Annotated in this window: 22 protein-coding genes; 8 read left to right on the top strand and 14 right to left on the bottom strand. The window is 64.5% G+C overall.

Going from position 1 to position 21,607, the window contains the following annotated elements:
• The first annotated feature begins 120 nt into the window (after nt 1-120).
• Nucleotides 121-1,326, top strand: coding sequence for a zinc metallochaperone GTPase ZigA (gene zigA, locus EXZ48_RS09900; RefSeq protein ID WP_130515645.1), 1,206 nt, complete (start codon nt 121-123; stop codon nt 1,324-1,326).
• Between the two features lie 46 nt (nt 1,327-1,372).
• Here the strand turns inward: zigA and mgrA are convergent, their stop codons facing one another.
• The 7 genes from mgrA to EXZ48_RS09865 form a co-directional block, all read right to left on the bottom strand.
• Nucleotides 1,373-2,404, bottom strand: coding sequence for an L-glyceraldehyde 3-phosphate reductase (gene mgrA, locus EXZ48_RS09895; RefSeq protein ID WP_130515643.1), 1,032 nt, complete (start codon nt 2,402-2,404; stop codon nt 1,373-1,375).
• 211 nt (nt 2,405-2,615) lie between these two features.
• A complete protein-coding gene (locus EXZ48_RS09890) occupies nt 2,616-3,749 on the bottom strand; it encodes a Gfo/Idh/MocA family protein (protein ID WP_130515641.1) in 1,134 nt (377 codons plus the stop codon).
• A gap of 12 nt (nt 3,750-3,761) precedes the next feature.
• Complete coding sequence (locus tag EXZ48_RS09885; RefSeq protein WP_130515639.1) at nt 3,762-4,523, bottom strand: sugar phosphate isomerase/epimerase; 762 nt, start codon at nt 4,521-4,523, stop codon at nt 3,762-3,764.
• A gap of 63 nt (nt 4,524-4,586) precedes the next feature.
• Entirely contained in the window at nt 4,587-5,669 is a 1,083-nt protein-coding gene (locus EXZ48_RS09880; protein ID WP_130515637.1) for an ABC transporter ATP-binding protein, read from the bottom strand.
• Between the two features lie 3 nt (nt 5,670-5,672).
• The gene (locus EXZ48_RS09875; RefSeq protein ID WP_023515923.1) at nt 5,673-6,602 is read right to left on the bottom strand and encodes a carbohydrate ABC transporter permease; all 930 of its coding nucleotides are present in this window, start codon (nt 6,600-6,602) and stop codon (nt 5,673-5,675) included.
• Nucleotides 6,595-7,497 (bottom strand): carbohydrate ABC transporter permease, encoded by a 903-nt coding sequence (locus tag EXZ48_RS09870; protein WP_050743263.1) that lies wholly within the window; start codon nt 7,495-7,497, stop codon nt 6,595-6,597. The genes EXZ48_RS09875 and EXZ48_RS09870 overlap by 8 nt, the downstream gene beginning before the upstream one ends.
• A 128-nt stretch (nt 7,498-7,625) precedes the next feature.
• Nucleotides 7,626-8,861 carry an ABC transporter substrate-binding protein gene (locus EXZ48_RS09865; RefSeq protein WP_130515635.1) on the bottom strand — a complete coding sequence of 412 codons (1,236 nt, stop codon included), beginning with the start codon at nt 8,859-8,861 and terminating at the stop codon, nt 7,626-7,628.
• Nucleotides 8,862-9,285: 424 nt separating this feature from the next.
• Between EXZ48_RS09865 and EXZ48_RS09860 the strand changes: the two genes are divergently transcribed.
• The gene (locus tag EXZ48_RS09860; RefSeq protein WP_130515633.1) at nt 9,286-10,329 is read left to right on the top strand and encodes a LacI family transcriptional regulator; all 1,044 of its coding nucleotides are present in this window, start codon (nt 9,286-9,288) and stop codon (nt 10,327-10,329) included.
• 127 nt (nt 10,330-10,456) lie between these two features.
• Nucleotides 10,457-11,710, top strand: coding sequence for an MFS transporter (locus EXZ48_RS09855; RefSeq protein ID WP_130515631.1), 1,254 nt, complete (start codon nt 10,457-10,459; stop codon nt 11,708-11,710).
• A 74-nt stretch (nt 11,711-11,784) separates the two neighbouring features.
• On the opposite strand, the gene gndA is transcribed toward EXZ48_RS09855, so the two are convergent.
• On the bottom strand, nt 11,785-13,215 hold the full coding sequence (gndA, locus tag EXZ48_RS09850) for an NADP-dependent phosphogluconate dehydrogenase (protein ID WP_130515629.1): 1,431 nt from the start codon (nt 13,213-13,215) through the stop codon (nt 11,785-11,787).
• Between the two features lie 27 nt (nt 13,216-13,242).
• Between gndA and EXZ48_RS34825 the strand changes: the two genes are divergently transcribed.
• Nucleotides 13,243-13,404 carry a hypothetical protein gene (locus EXZ48_RS34825; protein ID WP_156334072.1) on the top strand — a complete coding sequence of 54 codons (162 nt, stop codon included), beginning with the start codon at nt 13,243-13,245 and terminating at the stop codon, nt 13,402-13,404.
• A gap of 23 nt (nt 13,405-13,427) precedes the next feature.
• On the opposite strand, the gene ccoS is transcribed toward EXZ48_RS34825, so the two are convergent.
• Genes ccoS through ccoG form a run of 4 tightly spaced genes read right to left on the bottom strand, consistent with a single transcriptional unit; the run spans nt 13,428 to nt 17,933 of the window.
• Entirely contained in the window at nt 13,428-13,583 is a 156-nt protein-coding gene (ccoS, locus tag EXZ48_RS09845) for a cbb3-type cytochrome oxidase assembly protein CcoS (protein WP_023513303.1), read from the bottom strand.
• Nucleotides 13,580-15,868, bottom strand: a complete 2,289-nt coding sequence (locus EXZ48_RS09840) for a cation-translocating P-type ATPase (RefSeq protein WP_130515628.1) — start codon at nt 15,866-15,868, stop codon at nt 13,580-13,582. The genes ccoS and EXZ48_RS09840 overlap by 4 nt, the downstream gene beginning before the upstream one ends.
• Nucleotides 15,865-16,362 (bottom strand): FixH family protein, encoded by a 498-nt coding sequence (locus EXZ48_RS09835; protein WP_130515626.1) that lies wholly within the window; start codon nt 16,360-16,362, stop codon nt 15,865-15,867. Before EXZ48_RS09835 ends, EXZ48_RS09840 begins: the two co-directional genes overlap by 4 nt.
• Nucleotides 16,362-17,933 (bottom strand): cytochrome c oxidase accessory protein CcoG, encoded by a 1,572-nt coding sequence (ccoG, locus tag EXZ48_RS09830; RefSeq protein ID WP_037408047.1) that lies wholly within the window; start codon nt 17,931-17,933, stop codon nt 16,362-16,364. The genes EXZ48_RS09835 and ccoG overlap by 1 nt, the downstream gene beginning before the upstream one ends.
• A 121-nt stretch (nt 17,934-18,054) precedes the next feature.
• On the opposite strand from ccoG, the gene EXZ48_RS09825 reads away from it, so the two are divergent.
• The 4 genes from EXZ48_RS09825 (at nt 18,055) to EXZ48_RS09810 (ending at nt 20,500) form a co-directional block, all read left to right on the top strand.
• Nucleotides 18,055-18,810 carry a helix-turn-helix domain-containing protein gene (locus EXZ48_RS09825; protein ID WP_050743267.1) on the top strand — a complete coding sequence of 252 codons (756 nt, stop codon included), beginning with the start codon at nt 18,055-18,057 and terminating at the stop codon, nt 18,808-18,810.
• A gap of 64 nt (nt 18,811-18,874) precedes the next feature.
• Nucleotides 18,875-19,291 carry an SRPBCC family protein gene (locus EXZ48_RS09820; protein ID WP_130515624.1) on the top strand — a complete coding sequence of 139 codons (417 nt, stop codon included), beginning with the start codon at nt 18,875-18,877 and terminating at the stop codon, nt 19,289-19,291.
• Nucleotides 19,288-19,644, top strand: coding sequence for a VOC family protein (locus EXZ48_RS09815; protein WP_130515622.1), 357 nt, complete (start codon nt 19,288-19,290; stop codon nt 19,642-19,644). Before EXZ48_RS09820 ends, EXZ48_RS09815 begins: the two co-directional genes overlap by 4 nt.
• A gap of 118 nt (nt 19,645-19,762) precedes the next feature.
• Nucleotides 19,763-20,500 (top strand): GGDEF domain-containing protein, encoded by a 738-nt coding sequence (locus EXZ48_RS09810; protein ID WP_130515620.1) that lies wholly within the window; start codon nt 19,763-19,765, stop codon nt 20,498-20,500.
• A gap of 79 nt (nt 20,501-20,579) precedes the next feature.
• Here EXZ48_RS09810 and ccoP read toward each other — a convergent pair whose 3' ends face one another.
• A complete protein-coding gene (ccoP, locus tag EXZ48_RS09805; protein ID WP_023513311.1) occupies nt 20,580-21,443 on the bottom strand; it encodes a cytochrome-c oxidase, cbb3-type subunit III in 864 nt (287 codons plus the stop codon).
• 2 nt (nt 21,444-21,445) lie between these two features.
• Entirely contained in the window at nt 21,446-21,598 is a 153-nt protein-coding gene (locus tag EXZ48_RS09800) for a CcoQ/FixQ family Cbb3-type cytochrome c oxidase assembly chaperone (RefSeq protein ID WP_023513312.1), read from the bottom strand.
• Nucleotides 21,599-21,607: the final 9 nt, after the last annotated feature.

Here is a 21,607-nt window from a genome sequence, read left to right as displayed (position 1 = left end):
GGGCAAGCGCGGAAATGCGGTGCGATCCGGTCGATAGGATGAACACACGAACGAGGCGGGAGCATCCCGCCTTTTTCGGCCCCAAGAATGTAATAGTATAACATTAAGAGGCAATCGCCCATGGACAACCGCCTTCCCGTCACCGTCCTCTCCGGCTTCCTCGGCGCCGGCAAGACGACGCTGCTCAACCATGTTCTGAACAACCGCAGCGGCCTGCGTGTCGCGGTCATCGTCAACGACATGAGCGAGGTCAACATCGACGCCGCCCTCATCCGCGACGGCGGGGCCGACCTTTCGCGCACCGACGAACAGCTCGTCGAGATGACGAACGGCTGCATCTGCTGCACGCTGCGCGACGACCTCCTCGCCGAGGTCCGCCGGCTGGCGGAGATGAACCGCTTCGACTACCTGCTGATCGAATCGAGCGGCATTTCCGAGCCGCTGCCCGTCGCCACCACCTTCGATTTCCGCGACGAAAACGGCCTGAGCCTGTCGGATGTCGCCCGGCTGGACACGATGGTGACGGTCGTCGATGCCGCCAACCTGCTGAAGGACTATGCGTCCGAGGACTTTCTCGCCGATCGCGGCGAAACGGCGGGCGAAGGCGACACGCGCACGCTGGTGGAACTGCTCGTCGAACAGATCGAATTTTCCGATGTCATCGTGCTCAACAAGACCGGCGCGGCGAGCCCCGACGACCTTCGCGCGGCACGCCAGATCGTCGGCAGCCTCAACAGCTCCGCCCGCATCGTCGAAACGGATTTCGGCCGCGTCGAGCTTGCCGACATCCTCGGCACCGGCCGCTTCGATTTCGAGAAGGCGAGCGAACACCCGCTCTGGTTCAAGGAACTGCACGGCTTCAGGGACCATGTGCCGGAGACCGAAGAATACGGCATCCGCTCCTTCGTCTACCGTGCGAAGAAACCCTTCCATCCGGCCCGCTTCAAGGCCTTCCTCGGCGAGACCTGGCCCGGCGTCGTCCGCGCCAAGGGCTTCTTCTGGCTTGCCACCCGGCCGCACCATGTCGGCGAGCTGAGCCAGGCGGGCGCGCTGGTCCGGAGCGGCCGGCTCGGTCTCTGGTGGGCCGCCGTGCCACGCCAGCACTGGCCGCAGGATCCGGCGGCAGTGGAGGCCATTGCCAGCGCCTCGGATCCCGTCTGGGGCGACCGGCGGCAGGAGCTCGTCTTCATCGGCGCGGACCCGATGGATGAAGCCGCGCTCCGCCGCCGGCTGGACGCCTGTCTTGTCGAGGCGGAAACATTCGAGCCTGCCCGCTGGGTAAACCTGCCGGACCCCTTCCCGCTCTGGGCCCGCAAGGCGGGATAAGCGGATGAGGTGCTCGCCCGGCCTTGCGGCCGGGCGAGCCATCCCGTCAGTCGAGTTCGGCGGACTTCTTCCAGAGGTTGATGTCCGCACCCTGGCTATAGGTGTCGATCGCGGCCAGTTCTTCCGCGGTAAAGTCCGGCTTTTCCAGTGCCTTGACGCAGTCGACGATCTGCGCGGAGCGGCTGGCGCCGATCAGCGCGGAGGTGATGCGTCCGCCGCGCAGCACCCAGGCGATCGCCATCTGCGCCAGCGTCTGGCCGCGCCGCTCGGCGATCTCGTTCAGCTTGCGGACATTGTCGATGATCTCGGGGCGGATGAAGTCCGTCTTGAGGAAGTGGTTCAGCGCCGCGCGGCTGTCACCCGGAATGCCCCCGAGATATTTCGCGGTCAGCATGCCCTGCGCCAACGGCGAAAAGACGATGGAACCGATGCCGAGTTCGTCCAGCGTATCGACGAGGCCATCGGTCTCGATCCAGCGGTTGAGCATGGAATAGCTCGGTTGGTGGATGATGCAGGGCGTGCCGAGGTCCTTCAGGATCGCCGCCGCCTCGCGGGTGCGCTGCGAATTGTAGGAGGAGATGCCGACATAGAGCGCGCGGCCGGAGCGCACGATATAGTCGAGCGCGCCGCAGGTTTCTTCGAGAGGCGTCTCCGGATCGAAGCGGTGGGAATAGAAGATGTCGACATAGTCGAGACCCATGCGCTTCAGGCTCTGGTCGCAGGAGGCGATCAGGTACTTGCGGCTGCCCCACTCGCCATAGGGACCCGGCCACATGTCGTAACCGGCCTTCGAGGAAATGATCAGCTCGTCGCGCAGATGGGCGAAATCCGTGCGCAGGATCTCGCCGAAGGCGATTTCGGCCGTGCCGGGCGGCGGGCCGTAATTGTTGGCGAGGTCGAAATGGGTAATGCCGAGGTCGAAGGCAGTGCGGCACATATCGACTTTACGGTCATGCGGCGTGTCGTCGCCGAAATTGTGCCAGAGCCCGAGCGAGATCGCCGGCAGCTTCAGGCCGGTCCGTCCCAGCCGGTTGTAGGTCATCGTGTCGTAACGGTTTTCCGCAGGCTGCCAGGCCATGATAAATTCCTTCGTTCTTTCGGGGCGAGTCTCAATACCGCTCTCCCGCGCATCGCGACAAGAGGCTTTTCCCCCTCTCCCCGCAAGCGGAGAGAGGGGACTTGCCCCACGAACGGGTATTGGTTGGGGAGAACGGTACGGCATATCCCCTTCGCCCCGCTTGCGGGGAGAAGGTGGCCGGCAGGCCGGATGAGGGGGGCCGCGGACAATATTACCACAAAAGCGCCCGCGCCTCCTCGATGCCCAACGCCGCAGGCTGCGTGCAGGTCGTCACGATATCCACCGCCCTGCCCTCCCCGGCCGAGCGCAGGATCGCGGTTAGGACGTCGATCGTGTGCAGCGAGCGGTCGAGCGAGCAGCGATAGTCGCGGCCGGTCGTCACCGCCTCCATCATGTCGGCAAGGCCGATGCCGCGGTAGTTCGCCTGCCGACCCCAGTCGAACTGGTAGTTCTGCGCCGTCAGCGGGTGATCCCAAACCTCCACCGCGACAGGCTCGCGGTCCGTGCCGGCGACCTCCACCGTGCCGCCGAAGAAATTCGGATCGGGTACGAAGACGGCACCTTCGGTGCCGTAGAGCTCCATGTTCTGGTGGCGATGCGCCCAGACGTCCCAGCTCGCCATCAGCGAGACCTGCGCGCCGCTGACGAAGTCGAGGATGGCATGGATGTTCGTCGCGACGGCCACCGGCACCTTCTCGCCGAGACGGGGACCGTTGCCGATGGTGCGCGTCTCATGCGCCCGGTTGGCGAACGCCACGACGCGCCGCACCGGCCCGACGAGATTAACGAGGTTGTTGACGTAGTAAGGCCCCATATCGAGGACCGGCCCGCCGCCCGGCGCGAAGAAGAAGTCCGGGTTCGGATGCCAGCTCTCCATGCCCGGCCCCAGCACATGCGCGGTGCCGGACATGATCTTGCCGACCCTGCCGCTGTCGATGAGATGGCGCACGAACTGGTGCGCGCCGCCAAGATAGGTATCCGGCGCCGAACCGACCTTCAGCCCCCTGGCATCGGCGATGCGACGAAGATCCTCGCCCTGCTCCAGCGTCAGCACGAACGGTTTTTCGGAATAGACGTGCTTTCCGGCCTCCAACGCCCTTTTCGAGACCGGGTAGTGTGCCTCCGGTACCGTCAGGTTGACGACGACATCGACGGAAGGGCTGGCGAGCAGCGCCTCGATCTCCTGCGCTTCCACGCCGAACGCCTCCGACCGCGCTCTGGATGCGGCAGGGTTGATGTCGGCGCAGGCGACGAGCCTCAGGTTCCTGAACGTCGGGATCAGCCTGAAATAGGCACTCGAAATGTTGCCGCAGCCGATGATGCCGACTCCGTATTCCTTGCTCATGGCGGTCAGTCCTTAAAATGCCTTGATGGTCGCGATCGAACGCGTGGCGAGCCGTGCGATATCCTTGGGGTTGTCATGTTCGACGATGAAATGCCGCACGGGCGAGCCGGCGAGCGCCTTGGCCAGATCCGCCCAGGGCACGATACCGTGGCCGACATCCGCCCAGCCGTCCTCGTCGGCATTCTCGCCTTTGGGCGCGATGTCCTTGACGTGCACGGCGGTGATGCGATCGCCGTATTTTCTGATCCAGTCGAAGGGATCCGCACCGCCACGGATGATCCAGGCGATATCCGCCTCCCAGGCGAGGTCCGGACCACCGGCAAAGAGGTGATCCAGCGGCACCGTACCGTCGGGCAGCGTGAAGAACTCGAAGTCATGATTGTGCCAGCCGAAGGTAAGACCGTCCTTGCGGATTGGCTCGCCGGCCTTCTGCAGGCGCTCGCCGAAGGCGCGCCAGCCGGCGGCATCCGTCGGACGGTCCTCCGGCAGGAGATAGGGGCAGTAGACAGCGACGATGCCGAGCGTGCGGCAGATGGCAAGCACGCGTTCCGGCTCGCTCTCAAGCATATCGAGGCTGAAATGGGCGGTCGGCATGGTGAGGCCGTTCGCATCGAGATCGGCCTTCACCGCAAGGATCATCGCATCGTCGAGCGCGGCATAGAGGGCGCCATACCCCTCCACCTGCTTGTAGCCTGCCCCGGCAAGGATGCGGAAAACCGCCGAAAAAGGCTGGAAGTCACGGGCGCTGTAAAGCTGGAAACTGACTGTCTGCATCAAGAAATCCTCGTCTTGCTGAAAGTGGAAAACCGGCTTGAAGGGAGGCAAGCCGTGCCGGCCCTAGATCCGCTCCTCCGTCTGCGCATCGAACAGCGAGGCGAGCCCCATGTCGAAGGCGAGCGTGACAGCGGTTCCCGGCGCAATGCGCCGCGCCCCACCGACGCGGACGGAAAGGGTATGACCGGCATGTCTGAGCCAGAGCAGGTTGTCGGCCCCCATCGGCTCCTCGATGTCGACGGTCGCCTTGTGGGTCTCGATGCCCTCGGCATTGACCGCGACATGTTCCGGCCGCACGCCGAGCACGACGTTCCGGCCGGGCTGGAGCAGGTCCAACGCGCGATAGCCGTCGAGCGCGAAATCGACGCCATTGGTCGCGAAGACCGGCCTGCCGTCCCGCGCTGCAATCTCGCCGCGCAAAAAATTCATCGACGGGGAGCCGATGAAGCCGGCGACGAACATGTTTTTCGGCGCATTGTAGATCGTGTTGGGATCGGCGAGCTGCTGGATGACACCGCTCTTCATGATGGCGATGCGGTCGGCGAGCGTCAGCGCCTCGATCTGGTCGTGGGTGACGTAGACCATCGTGTTCTTCAGCGACTGGTGCAGCCGCTTGATTTCCACACGCAGTTCCGAGCGCAGTTTCGCATCGAGATTGGAGAGCGGCTCGTCGAACAGGAAGACGTCGACATCGCGCACCAGCGCCCGGCCGATCGCCACGCGTTGACGCTGGCCACCGGAGAGTTCCGAGGGCTTGCGCTTGAGGAGCGGGCCGATCTGCAGGATTTCGGCGGCGCGGGCGATGCGCTTGTCGATCTCCGGCTTCGGTACCTTGGCGACCTGCAGACCGAAGGAGAGGTTTTTCTCCACCGTCATCTGCGGGTAGAGCGCGTAGGACTGGAACACCATGCCGATGCCGCGGTCCTTCGGCTCCTCCCAGGTGACGTTCTTGTTCTTGATGAAGACCTGCCCGCCGGTCGGCTCCAGAAGGCCGGCGATGCAGTTGAGCAGGGTCGATTTCCCGCAGCCGGACGAACCGAGAAGCACCAGGAATTCGCCGTCGCCGATGTCGAGATTGAGGTTTTCCAGCACGTTGACCGCGCCGAAGCTGAGCGAAAGGTCCTTGATCGATACGGAGTTCTGCATGGCTTATCCCTTCACGGCGCCGGCGGCGATGCCGCGGACGAAGAGACGCCCCGACACGAAATAGACGATGAGCGGAACCGCGCCTGTCAGCAGCGTCGCGGCCATGTTGACGTTGTATTCCTTCACCCCCTGCACGGAGTTGACGATGTTGTTGAGCTGCACGGTCATCGGGTAGACCTCCGGCCGGGTGAAGACGACACCGAAGAGGAAGTCGTTCCAGATCCCGGTGATCTGCAGGATCATCGCGACGACGAAGATCGGCAGCGACATGGGCAGCATGATGCGCAGGTAAATCTGCCAGAACCCTGCCCCGTCGATGCGCGCCGCCTTGAACAGTTCCTCCGGAAGCGCGGAAAAATAGTTTCGGAAGAGCAGTGTAAGGATCGGCATGCCGAAGATGGTGTGTACCAGGACGAGGCCGGTCAGCGTGCCGTAGATCCCCATTTCGCGCAGCACGATGACGATCGGATAGATCATCACCTGATACGGAATGAAGGCCCCGACGATGAGGATGGTGAAGAAGACATCCGCGCCTCTGAACTTCCAGTTGGCGAGCGCGTAGCCGTTGACCGAGGCGACGAGGATGGAGATCAGCGTCGAGGGCACGGTGATGCGCACGGAATTCCAGAAGCCGCGAGACAGGCCATCACAGTTGAGGCCGGTGCAGGCGCTGGCCCAGGCCTTCGCCCAGGGTTCGAAGGTGATTTCCAGCGGCGGCGAAAAGATGTTGCCGAGGCGGATTTCCGGCATGCCCTTCAGCGAGGTGACGATCATCACGTAGAGCGGCAGCAGATAGTAGAGCGCGGCGACGAAGAGCGTGCCGTAGAGCATGATGTTGCGGCCGGAAAGGGCACGGCGAGGCTTGGCGCCCCAGGGCTCCGCACCGGCTTTGGCAGCGGCTGCGGGAGCGGAAAGAATGACGCTGTCAGACACGCTTGCGCCCTCCGAATTCGAGGTAGGCCCAGGGGATGATGATGATGGCGACCGTGACGAGCATCATGGTGGAGGCGGCAAAGCCCTGCCCGAGATTTTGGGCCTGGAACATGTAGTCGTAGACGTATTTCGCCGGCACCTCCGAGGCGATACCCGGCCCGCCGCTCGTCTGCGCCACCACGAGGTCATAGACCTTGACGATGCCGCTGGCGATGATGACGAGGGTGGTGATGAAGACGGGGCGCATCATCGGGATGACGATAAAGAGATAGGTCTTCCACATCGGGATACCGTCGACGCGCGCCGCCTTCCAGATGTCCTCGTCAATGCCGCGAAGCCCCGCAAGCAGCAGGCACATGACAAGCCCCGTACCCTGCCAGAGGCCGGCGATCAGCACGCCGTAGATGACGATCTGCGCATCGTAGAGCGGATCGAAGGCAAAGCTTTCCCAGCCGAGCGAACGCACGACGGATTGCACGCCGAATTCCGGATTGAGAATCCACTGCCAGACGAGGCCGGTGACAATGAAGGACAGCGCGAAGGGAAAGAGGAAGATCGTGCGAAACGTGTTTTCGAAGCGGATCTTCTGGTCCATCAGCGCCGCCAGCACGAACCCCATGACGAGGCTGAAGACCAGTGTCAGCGCGCCGTAGATCGCGAGATTCTGGATCGAGACGATCCAGCGCGGCGCATCCCACAGGCGCTCGTACTGGTCGAGGCCGACGAACTTCGCCCGTGGCAGCAGCTTCGAATTGGTGAACGAATAGACGACCGTCCAGATCGTGCCGCCGAGAAAGATGACGACAGCGGTGAGCATCATGGGAATGGAGGCAATCTTGGAACTGAGATTGCGCAGCAGTTTACGGGGACGACCGGTGTGTGCCTGGCCCGTCATGGGTCACTTCCTCCTTGGTCTCGATCAGGGATGTGCCCCGCGAGGGGCGCCACCGGCCAGCGGCAAGCCACCGGCCGATGCATTCACCCGCAATTCCGGAGGCAAACCCGCCGGAATTGCCCACCCGATCAGTCCGCCGAAGCGATGATGTCGGTGAACCGCTTCTGCGCGTCTTCCGGCGTCATCGCAGGATTGGCGAAGAATTCGGAGAAGAGATCCTCCTTCTGCTTCTGGCTGTCGGCCGTCAGAAGCTGGTCTGTCCCCTCGATCACATTGCCCTTGGCGAGGATGTCGAGGCCCTTCTTCATGCAGTCGTTCGCCGCCGCAAGATCGACGTCGCCCCGAACGGGAAGCGAGCCTTTCTTGAGGTTGAACGCCACCTGGGTGACCGGGGAGAGCAGCGTGGAGGCCAGCACTTCCTGCGCCTTGGACTTCTCCGCATCCGCCAGAACCGGGAAATAGAAAGCATCGCCGCCGGTCGAGATGACCTCGTTCACGCCGAGGCCCGGAAGGCAGGTATAATCCTTGCCGGCCACCTTGCCGGCGAGCGCGAACTCGCCCTGCGCCCAGTCGCCCATGATCTGGCCGCCGGCCTTGCCCGTTATCACCATATTGGTCGCCTGGTTCCAGTCCTGCACATTCGTGCCCTTGGACATGCGCCGCGCATCCTCGGCCGCCTTGAAGACCTTTGCCATGTCAGGACCGGCCGCCACCTCGGCGTCCTTGTCCTTGAACACCGCGTTGAACGTGTCCTTGCCGGCGATCGCCACCATCAGCACGTCGAAGGCACCGGCCGCCTGCCAGGGCTGGCCGCCGAGGGCGAGCGGAACGATGCCGGCCTTTTCCAGCGCGGGCGCGGCGGCAACGAACTCGTCCCAGCTCTTCGGAACAGGCACGCCCGCCGTCTCGAAGGCGGCGTTCGACAGCCACAGCCATTGCCAGGAATGGATGTTGACCGGCGCGCAATAGACCTTGCCGTCGACCGTGCAGCTGTCGAGCAGGCTGGCGGGCTTGACGATCTCCTTCCAGTTCTCGCGCGTCGCGACATCCGTGAGGTCGCGCAGGAGGCCGGCCTCGATCAGCTCCTCCGCCTGGCGCCCGTGATTGAACTGGGTCGCCCCCATCGGGTCGCCGCCGGTGATGCGGCTGACCATGATCGGGCGCGCCGTGCCGCCGGCACCTGCAATCGCGCCATCGACCCATTTGTTGCCCGTCGCATCGAAGGCCTTTGCAAATTCCGCGACCGCCGCAGCCTCCCCGCCCGACGTCCACCAATGGGTCACCTCCAGATCGGTCGCGTTGGCGACGGCAAACGGCAGGACCGCGGTCGCTGCCAGCGCAGCAGCCATAAAGCGCATTTTCATGAGTCTCCTCCCCCACTGAAACGTTGCAGTAAAAACGTAGCCTAATCGTTTTCATCACGCAACAGGGGTGAAAGACAAAAGCGGCTTTTCCTCCCCGCGCAAATTTTACCGACCAGAGAATACCGTATTTCTGGCGATAAGGGTCGCAACGGAAACCACGCAGAATGAAATCAAATAATTGTTTATATTACAAAAAAAATGAATAGTTGAAAACTGGTACATACGGAAAATTTCGCAAGCGCATACTTTATGGCTTTGCGGTGCAAAACGAACCCTCCGACTTACCTGGGCCACCAACGGTGTATTTTTTTGCTCGACAAAGAACCTGTATCGTTACAGCTTGAGGCTACCCGTCGCGAGGGAGTGGCGGGCCAAGGTAAAAAATGTATAACCGGTCCAAGGGCGCAGAGGTGGCAGGCTGGGGATGGACAAGACGAAGAGCGAGGGCCCGGCCGGAGCGCTTCCACAACCGGGCGAGCGGCCGACGCTGAAGACGATCGCCTTCATGACGGGCCTCGGCATCACCACGGTTTCGCGGGCGCTGAAGGACGCTCCCGATATCGGTGCGGAGACGAAGGAGCGCGTGCGCCTCGTCGCGCGCCAGATCGGCTACCAGCCAAACCGCGCCGGCGTGCGTCTGAGAACCGGCAAGACGAATGTCATCAGCCTGATCCTCAGCCTGGAGGAAGAGATCATGGGCCTGACAAGCCCCATGGTCATCGGCATTTCGGAAGTCCTCGCGACGACCCAGTACCATCTCGTGGTGACACCCTACAGGGCGCAGGGCAATGCGCTGGATCCGGTGCGCTACGTGCTGGAAACGGGCGCGGCCGACGGTGTGATCATCTCGCGCACCGAACCGAAGGACCCGCGCGTCGCACTGATGATGGAGCGTAACTTTCCCTTCGCCACGCACGGGCGCACGGAAATGGATCTCAACCATCCCTACCACGATTTCGACAACGAGCGTTTTGCCTACGAGGCGGTCCGCAAGCTCGTCGAGCGCGGCCGCAAGCGGCTCATCCTGCTGCAGCCGCCACCCTACCTCACCTTCTACCTGCATATGCGGGCAGGGTTCGAAAAGGGCATTCGCGATTTCGGCGCGATGGCGCTGCCCTTCAATCAGGTAAACCTCGACAACAATCTCGTCGATATCCGCAGGGCCGCGGAAGCGCTGTTCAGCGCACCGGACGGGCCCGACGGCATCGTCTCGGGCAGCTGCGGCGGCGCAGTGGCACTGATCGCCGCGCTGGAGGCCAACGGCCGCAAACTCGGCGAGGACATCGACATGGTGTCGAAGGAGCCGCACATGTTCCTGCAATGGCTGCGGCCCGAGGTCGTGACCATGCGCGAGGACATCCGCCTTGCCGGCCGCGAGCTCGCCAAGGCCGTCATCGGCCGCATCGAGGGAGCGGCGCCGGAAGACCTGCAGACCCTCAGCTATCCGATCCCGACGGATGACACCTGACACACGCCCCCTGCCCCGGCTGGCCGGAGCCCCGCTGTGGTCATTTCTGGCCGTTGCGGATCGCTCGTTTTTACGGCACCGCAGAGCGGTCGCGTGAATCAGCACGGCAGCCGGGCAAGGAGCGATGATGGCCGACGAGAAACAAAGACTGAACTATGTGCTGTTCCTCATCGCGGGCGCCGGCCTTGTCAACATCGCAAGGGCAATGACGCTCTCGTTCCTCGCCATCAAGCTGCAGCAGACCTTCGGCCTCGGACCGGCGATGATCGGCATGTTGCTGGGCATCGGTCCGCTCGTCGGCGCGGTCGCCGCCCCCTTTGCGGGTTCGCTGTCGGACAAGGTGGGCCGCAAGGCCGTGCTGACGCTTACGCTGCTGTCCATGGCCCTGGCCATGGTCGGCATGGGGATCGCCGAGACGGTGCTCGCCTTCTGCATCGCCCAGGTCGTCGCGGCCGTCGCGGTTGCGATCAACGAACCGGTTTCCCGCGCGCTGATGAGCGACGTGTGCCCCGAACCGCTGCGTCTCAAATATTTCTCCTGGCGCTACATGGCGATCAACTTCGGCTTTGCCGTCGGCCCGCTGATCGGCATTGCGGCGGGCGCCGCGTCCATGACGCTCTTCATCATCGCCGGCGCCGTCTATGCGATGTTCGCGCTTGCGCTCTACCTGCTGGCCGTGCCGCTGCACCGCAGCGCGGTGGAGCAGGCTTCCACACCGAGACTGTCGGTGCTTCAGAGCATCAAGACCGCGGCCCGCGATCCGCGCCTTGCCTTCTTCGTCGGCGGTGGCACCCTGCTGATCGCCGTATACGGTCAATGGTCGGCCACGCTCGCCCCCTATCTTTCCGGCAGCATACCCGGTGGCGTGGAGATCTTTGCCTACATCGTCTCCATCAACGGCGCGGTCGTCCTGATCGGAAACCCGTTCGCCCGCCGCTTCATCGAACGCGCCGGCGCACTCAATGCCCTCATCGTCGGTTGCCTGCTGTTCCTTGCCGGCGAGCTCGGCTTCCTCTTCTCCGCCGGCCTCTGGGGCCTTGCCATCTCGATGGTCGTTTTCACCATCGGCGAAATCCTGGTCGTCCCGTCGGAATACATGCTGGTCGACGGCATCGCGAACGACCGCAACAGGGGCAGCTATTTCGGCGCCCACTCGTTCTCGACCCTCGGCAATTTCGTCGGCCCGACCTTCGGCGGCCTCATGCTCGGCGCCTTCGGCGGCCCCGGCATGTTCCTTCTTTTCGCGGGCTTCTCGGTGGCCAGTGCCGTCCTGTTTGCGATCGGCACGAGAATGCCCCCGCCCAAAGCCTCGGCGAAACCTGCACTCGCAGCCCTGTCGGACGGCGCCATCGGCCCGCATCTTCGCGGCGTCTATGCCTGATGCAGCCGCAAGACACCCGCAAACGAAAAGGCCCGGTCTTGCGACCGGGCCTTTTCTCATCGTGTCGCCGGATCTCAGGCGTTGAGGCCGGAACCCCACGGACCGTGATGGCTATCGGCACCGTCGACGCGGTCGAAGCCATGGGCGCCGAAGAAGTCGCGCTGGGCCTGGATGACGTTGGCCGTGCCGCGCGCGCGGCGGTAGCTGTCGAAATAACCGAGCGCAGAGGCGAGCGCAGGGACCGGCAGGCCGTGCAGCGCGGCAGCGGAGACGACGCGGCGCAGCGCCCCGTCGGTTTCCTTGACCATGGCCGCAAAGGCCGGTGTGACGATGAGGTTCGCCGCATCCGGCGCCTTGGTGAAGGCGCTGGTGATCTCGTCAAGGAACTGCGAGCGGATGATGCAGCCGGCACGCCAGATCTTGGCGATGGTCGGCATCGGCAGGTTCCAGCCATATTCCTTCGAGGCGGCGGACATCACGGCAAAGCCCTGCGCATAGGCACCGATCTTGCCAGCCAGCAACGCGCTTTCGAGGTCCTTGATGAAGGCGGCCTTGTCGGCCACGGCGAGTGCCGGCACGTCCGGCAGGCCGAGGATCCTTTCAGCGGCTTCGCGCTCCGTCTTGAACGAGGAGATCGAGCGGGCGGCGACGGCGGCCTCGATGCCGGTCGCCGGCACGCCCATGTTCTGCGCCTCGATGGCGGACCATTTTCCCGTACCCTTCTGGCCGGCCTTGTCGAGGATCATGTCGACCATCGGTCCACCGCCGATCGGGTCCTTGGCGGCAAGAACCGTCTCGGTGATCTCGATCAGATAGGATTCGAGACGGCCCTTGTTCCATTCGCCGAAGACGGCGCTGATTTCCGACGCGCTCATCTTCAGGCCGTCGCGCAGGATGCCGTAGATCTCGGCGATCATCTGCATGTCGGCATACTCGATGCCGTTGTGGATGGTCTTGACGAAGTGACCGGCGCCGTTCTCGCCGAGCCAGGCGACGCAGGGCTCGTCCTTGTACGTGGCGGCAATCGAGGTCAGCACCTTCTCGACGCGCTTCCACGACTCTTCCGTGCCGCCGACCATGATGGAGGGGCCGTGACGCGCGCCTTCTTCGCCACCGGAAACGCCCATGCCGATGAAGGTAAGGCCGCTGTCCTTCAGCGCATCGAAGCGGCGCATCGTGTCGCGGAAGTTCGCGTTGCCGGCATCGATCATGATGTCGTTCTGTTCGAGATAGGGGCGCAGCAGATCCATCTGCTGGTCAACCGCGGCACCGGCCTGGATCATGATGATGATCGGCCGTGGCGGGCGGATGGCGGCAACGAATTCCTCGATCGTCTCGCAAGGGACGATCTGCCCCTTGAGGTCGCCAGCTTCCTCGTAGAACTCCTTCGTGCGCGCCACCGTGCGATTGAAGACTGCGATCTTGTTGCCTTTTTCAGCAATATTGAGCGCAAGGTTGGACCCCATCACGCCGAGACCGATGAGACCGATTTCCGCCTGTGCCACGTTCATACCTCCGTAGGATGGCGCGGCGTGGGATACTTCCAGACCCATGCCGGAAACGCCGCGCAGAAAGAGAGTGAGGAGCTCTGCTCCAGCGGTGGTGTTTTGGCATTCAAATCGATTTACGACAAGGGATTGTTTGCCTTTGGCGGGATTTTCACCGCCATCTGCATGGCGATTCAGATCCCATAATTCACCCGCCTGCAGCGGCGCCGTCAGCGCTTCGGCTTGTCGTCGCCATCGTCGAGAACGCGCCAGGCGGCGCCCTCGACATCGTCATACTGCCCGCTCTTCAACGACCAGAGGAAGGCGGCAAGCCCGAGCCCGCCGAGAAAGAGCGCGATGGGAATGAGAAAGACCAGCGTGTTCATGCCGCGCGCACCAGCGGATTGACCGGGCGGGCCTCGTCCGCCGCCCGCATGGCGAAGGCCGGCATCTGGCCGCGCAGGCGCAGCGAGTTCACCACGACGATGATCGACGAGGTGGACATGGCGATGGCGGCGATCAGCGGCGTGGCGTGGCCGAGAATTGCGATCGGCACGGCGACGACATTGTAGCCGATGGCGAGCGCGAAATTCTGCCGGATAAGACGGCCGGCACGGCTGGCGGTCGCATGGGCGAAGGGCACGGCCTCGAGGCTCTCGTGCAGGAAGACGAAATCCGCCGCCTGCCGGCCGACATCGGCCGCCGTGGCCGGGGCGATGGAGACGTGGGCGGCGGCGAGCGCCGGCGCATCGTTGATGCCGTCACCGACCATCAGCACGCGGTGGCCGGCCGCCGCCCGCTCGGTGACCGCTTCCGTCTTTTCCCGGGGCGACAGCGCAGCGCGCCAGCGCGCGATGCCGAGAAGGCCCGCGATGCGGGCAACGGCCGGCGCCCGGTCACCCGAGAGGATCGCCATATCGATCTGCGCCCGCTTCAGCGTGGCGATGGCATCCTCCGCCCCAGCCCTCAGGGTGTCCTCGAAACGGAAGGTTTCCAGCACCTTGCCGTTGCGCGAGAGCACGACTTCCGAAAGCCCGTGTTCCTCGTCGCCGGCCGCGGCACTGCCGCTGGCGAAGGCGCGGTTGCCTAGGCGATAGAGGCCCTGGGGCGTCTCCGCCTCCAGGCCACCGCCAGCAACTTCCGTCACGCTTTCAAAGAGCGGCATCGGCCCTGCCCAGGCGCTCGCCAGCGCCATCGACAGCGGATGGCGCGAATGGGCAGCGAGCGCCGACGCCAGCGCGAGATGGGTGCGATCGGCCTTTTCGCGATCGACGAGGCGCGGCTTGCCGAGCGTCAGCGTACCGGTCTTGTCGAAGACGGCGGTGTCGATCTCGGCTAGGCGTTCCATGGCCGACCCATCCTTGACCATCACGCCGCCGGCAAACAGGCGTCCTGCCGCAACGACCTGCACCACCGGCACCGCGAGGCCGAGCGCGCAGGGGCAGGTAATGATCAGCACGGCGATGGCGACGAGCATGGCATGCTTCCAGTCGCCATCGTAGAAACCCCAGCCGAGGAAGGAGACGAGCGCCAGCAGGTGCACGGCCGGCGAATAGATCTGCGCGGCGCGGTCGGCGATGCGGCGATAGCGGGCCCGGCCCCCTTCCGCGGCCTCCATCAGACCGATGACCTCCGACAGGAACGAATTGCGCGCCGTGGCGACAGCCTCGACGGTCAGCGAGCCGGTGAGGTTCATCGCACCCGCTTCCAGCCGCGTGCCCGGCGAGGCGGCCAGGGGATCGCTTTCGCCGTTGACGATTGAGCGGTCGATGTCGCTTGCGCCAGAAAGCACGCGGCAATCGACCGGGATACGCTCGCCGGCGGCGATGGAAAGGTGCTCGCCGACGGCGATCTCCTCGACAGGCCGGTAGTCGCGGCTGCCATCCGGCCGGATGACCATTGCCCCGCGCGGCGAAAGGCGGGCAAGGCCGGTTATGGCCGAGCGGGCGCGGTCGCGCATGACGTGGTCCAGCGTACGGCCGATCAGAAGGAAGAAAAGCAGGCTCACCGTCGCGTCGAACCAGGCATGCTCGGCGCTGTGCAGCGTCTCCCAGAGTGAAACGGCGTAGGAGAGCGTGATGGCGAGCGCAATCGGCACATCCATGTTGGTGCGGCCGTGACGCACCGCATTCCAGGCCGACTGGTAGAAGAAGCGGCCGGCATAGATCAGCGTCGGGCCGGCGATCAGCGCGGAGATCCAGTGGAAGAGGTCGCGCGTCGCGGCCTCCGCGCCCGACCAGACGGAGACCGAGAGCAGCATGATGTTCATCGCGGCGAAGCCGGATACGGCAACGGCGCGGATCAGCTGGTTGCGCAGGCGGTCGTCGCCTTCCGCCGCGAGCGAGAAGAGATGCGTGTCATAACCCGTGGCGCGAATGGCGCTGGCGATCTCCTGCGGATCGGTGCGCCGGCCTTCGACTTCCTCCTTCCAGACCACCGAAACGCGGCGGGTGGAGAGGTTGACGCGCGCCCGTTCCACGACGGGCAGCGCGTTCAGCGCGCCCTCGACCGTGGTGATGCAGGCGCCGCAATAGACGCCCGGCACGCTGAGGTCGTTCTGGCGCAGGCCTTCGCCGACGGGGCGGCTCGCCAGCATCAGTTCTTCCGAGGAAGGCAGCGCGGCACGCTGTGCATCGATGGCGCCCTCCGTACCGGGTGCGCAGCAGCTCATTTCGCCCCTCCCGCAACAACGGTGCGCACGGTCTGGTGGAAGACCTTCTCGCCATCGCGCCTCGTGCTGATATCGACGACCCACTGGCCGGCCGGCACCGCGCGGTCCGCCGCGAACAGCCCCTCGCCCGCCGGCTGAAGAGCGACCGTGAAATCCTTGCGCTCGTCGACGGGCCGCTTGAACACCGCCGAGACGTCGTTGGCGACAACGGGAGCGCCGTTCGCATCGGTGACACGGTAGACGATGCGATCATCCTTCACGGTGAGGTCACCCTCGATGCCGCTGGCCGCAAGCGCGCGCGCTTCCGCCACCTTGCCGTTGAATTGCTGGCTGGCGACATAGGTGTTGGGCACGACGAGGCCGCTCCAGCTGTTCGAGGCATTCCACGCCATGATCAGGTTGACGGTGATGATCGTGCCGAAGAACAGCACCATGACACCCGCCATATGCCAGCCGGTAAAGACGAAACCCTGTTCCTTGCGTTCCATGGCCATCACTTTGCTCCCGGCGTGTTGAAATTGGCGGAATAGACGTCGCGCTCGTGGCCCTGCCGGTCTTCCGCGATAATCTGGAAGCCTTCGGCCGCTTCTGCAAGCCGATCCTTCGGCAGGGTGACGAAAACACGCAGCGCCGTCACCTTGTCCGGATCGGCCGGTACATCGACGCTGCGGCCGTCGGCGCTCTCATGGCCGGCGATCTTCATCGTTGCGCCCGGCATGCCCTCGATCGACACGGTGATGACGCGCGGCTCGGGGATCATGTTGAGCAGCTTCACCGCATAGCCGTTGCGGATCGAACCGTCCGATTCGACGACGAACTGCGGATTGCGGTCGTGGATGACGTTGAGGTCCAGCCGGTCGCGCGAAAGGAGCGCGAAGAGCAGCGCAAAGCCGGCCAGCGACCAGACGCCGAAATAAAGCAGCGTGCGCGGGCGGAAAATGATGCGCCAGTCGAAATGCCGGATCTTGCCGCCGAAGGCGCCGTCGGCACCGCGCACGCGCTTCGGATCGACCGGCTCCGTGCCGCCGGCCGTGGCGAGCGCCATGTTGGCCGAATAGTCCGACAGCGTCGCATAGGCGATGAGGCCGCGCTCCTTGCCGATCTTGTCCATCACATTGTCGCAGGCATCGATGCACAGCGCGCAGGTGATGCATTCGAGCTGCTGGCCGTCGCGGATGTCGATGCCCATGGGACAGACGACGACGCAGGCGTTGCAATCGACGCAATCGCCGACGCTCTCGCCGGCGGCGATCGCCTTCTTGGCATGGCGGGTGCGCGGCTCGCCGCGCCAGTCGTTGTAGGTGACGACCAGCGAACTCTCATCGAGCATCGCCGCCTGGATGCGCGGCCAGGGGCACATATAGGTGCAGACCTGCTCGCGCATCAGCCCGCCGAAAATGTAGGTGGTCGCGGTCAGGATGGCGACGGTGATGTAGGCGACGGGCGGTGCTTTCAGCATCGCGAAATCGACGAGCAGCGTCGGCGCATCGGCGAAATAGAAGATCCAGGCGCCACCGGTCGCAACCGCGATCACCAGCCAGACGGCGTGCTTGCTGACACGCTTCCAGATCTTGTCGAGCGTCCACGGCCCGGTGTCGAGCTTTATCCGCGCATTGCGGTCGCCTTCGATCGCCCGCTCCACGACAAGGAAGAGATCGACCCAGACGGTCTGCGGACAGGCATAACCGCACCAGGCGCGCCCTACCGCCGAGGTGACGAGAAACAGCCCGAAGCCCGCCATGACGAGCAGACCGGCGACGAAGAAGAATTCCTGCGGCCAGATCTCGATGAAGAAGAAATAGAAACGACGGCCGGCAAGGTCGATGAGCACCGCCTGGTCCGGCGCGTGCGGCCCACGATCCCAGCGGATCCAGGGTGTCAGGTAATAGATGCCGAGCGTGATCAGCATCACCAGCCACTTGAACTGCCGGAAGCGGCCTTCCGCACGCTTCGGGAAGATCTTCTTGCGCTTTTCGTAAAGCGGCTTTCGAACCTTCGCCGAATTGACGGGTTCCGCCTCATGGCGCTCGATGGAATTGTAGATCGTCGTGGTATTCTGTTGCATGTCTGTCGGCCGCACCTGTCGTTGTGCCGGCACAATGACGCCAACGACGGTCTCCATCGTTGATCTACGTCAAGTTTTGGACATAGCAGGGCGTGGCGGGTTGCCGCACAGAGGACGGACAATGACGGGCACCATCCTGGCCAAGCGCTACGGCGACTACCGCGAATACGCACCTGCGGACGCGCTCTCGGCCGTCATTCGCTGCGCCTGGATGCATCGTGCGCCCGAAAACCCGCCGGCCGCACGCATTGCTGTCGTGCCGGATGGCTGCGTCGACCTGTTGTGGACGGAACAGGGTTTTCGCGTTGCCGGGCCTGATCGTACCGCCGCCTTTCCAAAACTCCGGCCGGGCGAGGCGATCCTCGGGTTGCGCCTGCGACCCGGCATCGCCCGCCACCTCTTGCGCTGCGACCTCGACGCGCTGACCGGCAAGGTCGTGCCCCTTGCCGATATCGGCCTGCACGGGCTGGTCACCCAGCACGAGCGCCTGCTTGCAACTTCTGGCCCCCGGCAGAGACTGCGGCTGCTCCAGGCGATTTTCGCCACCGGCATGGGAGAAATTCCCGACCTGCGGCCCGATGCAGCGGCCCTGTATGCACTGAGCGCTCGTCGGCCTCCGGAGGTCATCGCCGCCGAAATCGGCGTGACGACGCGCACGCTCCGGCGCATCAGCGTCGCCGAGTTCGGCTACGGGCCGAAGGCGTTGGCCCGTATCCTCAGATTGCAGAGCCTGCTCGACCGGGTCGCCGGGCCGGGCACCTCCCTCGCCGGCCTTGCCGCCGACACGGGCTTTGCCGACCAGGCGCACATGAACCGGGACGTGCTGGCATTGACCAGCCTGACGCCCGGCGAGATCCAGAGGCAGATGCGCGTCTGACATGTCCGTTTTGTTCAAGACTTCGGCAAGGGACCGCGTATCGTGGCGCCGAATGGAGAAACCGATGACCACCCTGCCCGCTCGTATCATCCACCGCACCATCCGGTGTGACTGGCGTGCGGTGCACGCCTTTGCCGCCCGGCCGGAAAACATGCCGCTCTGGGCCTCGGGCCTTGCCGCCGGGCTGACGCGCGACGGCGAAGACTGGATCGCCCACGGCGGGCCGATCGGCGATGTGCGGGTGCACTTCGCCCCGCCGAACGATTTCGGCATCGTCGACCATCGGGTGACGCTGCCGGACGGGCGGGTGGTGGACAATGCGCTGCGCGTCGCGCCGAACGGCGATGGCGCGGAGGTGATGTTCCTGTTGCTGCAGCAACCGGATATGGACGACGCAGCCTTCGAGCGGGACGCGGCCCATGTGGCGCGTGATCTCGAAACGCTGGCGAGACTGATGGAAGAAAAGGACGGACAGGAATGAGCACCAGAGGCGCAGATCGCAAGATCGACTACATCGAGTTCAACGTCGCGGATATCGCGGCAAGCAAGGCCTTCTACGGCGCGGCCTTCGGCTGGACCTTTACCGACTACGGCCCGCAGTACTGCGAGTTCCAGGACGGCCGCCTCACCGGCGGCTTCACGACGCTTGCCCCGGTCAGCGCCAAGGGCGGCCCGCTCGTCATCCTCTTTGCCGATGCGCTGGAAGAGGTTCAGGAACGGGTGACAGCGGCGGGCGGAACGATCGTCAAGCCGATCTTCGACTTTCCCGGCGGCCGGCGCTTCCAGTTCACCGACCCCGACGGCTACGAGCTGGCGGTCTGGTCCGACCGGTGATTTGCCTGCCGTAACGTCAATGTGAACGGCCGGATGCCTTTTACCGAAGGAATTCAGGCTTTTTCAATAAGACGCTCCTAATCAGAGCCCGCGATCAATACGGACGCGGGCTTTTTCCATGCACAAAATCCTCGGCAAGGCATTGGCGGTCGGCATTCTTGCGACGCTGGCATCCCTCGCCATCAGCTTCGCCTTCGTGCCGCTCATGGGCGGCCAGGTGGCGGGCGCCGGCCTCGTCATGACCATCGTCTGTCCGATCGCCATCTCCATTCCCGTCTCGATCCTGCATTTCTACCAAGCGGACCGGCTGCGCACCGCCAATGCCGCCCTCGCCAGCGCAAAGGACCAGCTTGCCGAGGCCTATGCCCGCCTGAAACACCAGGCGCAGCGCGACGCGCTGACGGGCGTGCTCAACCGCGCGACCTTTCTGGCCGAACTTGAAACCCGCAGCCGCAATGGCCGCTCCGGCGGCCTGCTCTTCCTCGACCTCGACCACTTCAAGTCCGTCAACGACCGCTTCGGCCACGCCGCGGGTGACGAGGCGCTGCGCCTCGTTGGGGCGCTTTTGGGCAAGCTTTCGGGGGAGGACGACCTCATCGGCCGGCTGGGCGGCGAGGAGTTCGCCGTCTTCCTCGACGCCGCCTCACCCGACCACATGCTGGGCCATTCGCAGACGATCCGCGAGGCGGTGGAGGCAATCGACCTCCGCGCGCCGTCAGGTATGCGCATCGCGCTCGGCATCAGCATCGGCGTCTTCCACTGCGCGCCGCGCTTCGATCCCGCCGAGGCGCTCGCCGCCTCCGATCGCAACCTCTACCGGGCAAAATCGATGGGCCGGAACACGGTCGTCGCCTGAAGGCTGTTCCGCCGGGCAAGCTCCTGACCAAAAAAAGGCCGCGGAAACCGCGGCCTTCGTCGTTTGGTGATCCTGGCGCCTACTCGCCGCCGCCCAGCGAGTGTACGAAGACGGCAAGCTGCTTGACGGACGGATCGCCGAGACGGGGAAGCCAGGCGGGCATGACACCATGTTTCGGCGCACGCACCTGCTGGGCGATGGCGGCCTCGCCCTCGCCCTTCAGCCAGATGGCGTCGGCAAGGTCGGGGGCGCCCATTTCACGGTTGCCCTTGGCGTCCTCACCGTGGCAGGCCGCGCAGTTGTCGGCGAAGATCTGCTTGCCGGGTTCCACGAGGCCGGCATCCGACGGCGTGCCCGTCAGGCTGACCACATAGGCCGCGACCTGCTTGATCTCCTCCGGCTGGAGGATTTCCCCATAGGCCGGCATGTCCGAGATGCGGGTCTCGTCGTCGCCCGGATGGCGGATGCCGTGGGCGATCGTCTGGTAGATGTCGTCCACCGTGCCGCCCCAGACCCAGTCGTCGTCGTTGAGGTTGGGGAAACCCGCGGCACCGGCCGCGCCCGAACCATGGCACTGGGCGCAATTGACCTTGAAGGCCGAGGCGCCGCCGGCAATCGCAAACTGCGAGAGCTGCGGATCGGCCATGATCTCCTGCAGCGACGATTTCGCGATGCGGTCGACCATGCCGGCCTGCGCCTGTTTTGCCTCGGAAAGTTCGATGGCAACATTGGCGCGGCTCGACCAGCCGAGCATGCCGGTCGTGGCATCGGAGATCAGCGGCCAGGCCGGAAAGGCGATCGTATAGCCGATCGCCCAGACGATCGTCGCATAGAACGACCAGACCCACCAGCGTGGCATCGGGTTGTTCAATTCACGGATGCCGTCCCATTCGTGGCCGGTGGTTTCGACGCCCGAGATTTCGTCAATATGCTTCTCGGCCATGATCAGTCCTCCTTGAGAGGGATTTCAGCGGCCCGTTCGGCGGCCTTGCGGGCGCCGGGGCGAAGGGTGAAGGCGACGACGGCGAGGAAGAACAGCGTCATGGCGAGCAGTCCCCAGCTGTCGGCGAAGTGCCGCATGGCGGTGTAGGTTTCCATGGGCTTCCT

This window comes from Shinella sp. JR1-6 (assembly GCF_004284735.1).
In the GTDB taxonomy this organism is placed as follows: Bacteria; Pseudomonadota; Alphaproteobacteria; order Rhizobiales; family Rhizobiaceae; genus Shinella.
Note: the sequence above shows the minus strand (reverse complement) of the source record. Positions and strands in the feature narration are given on the sequence as shown.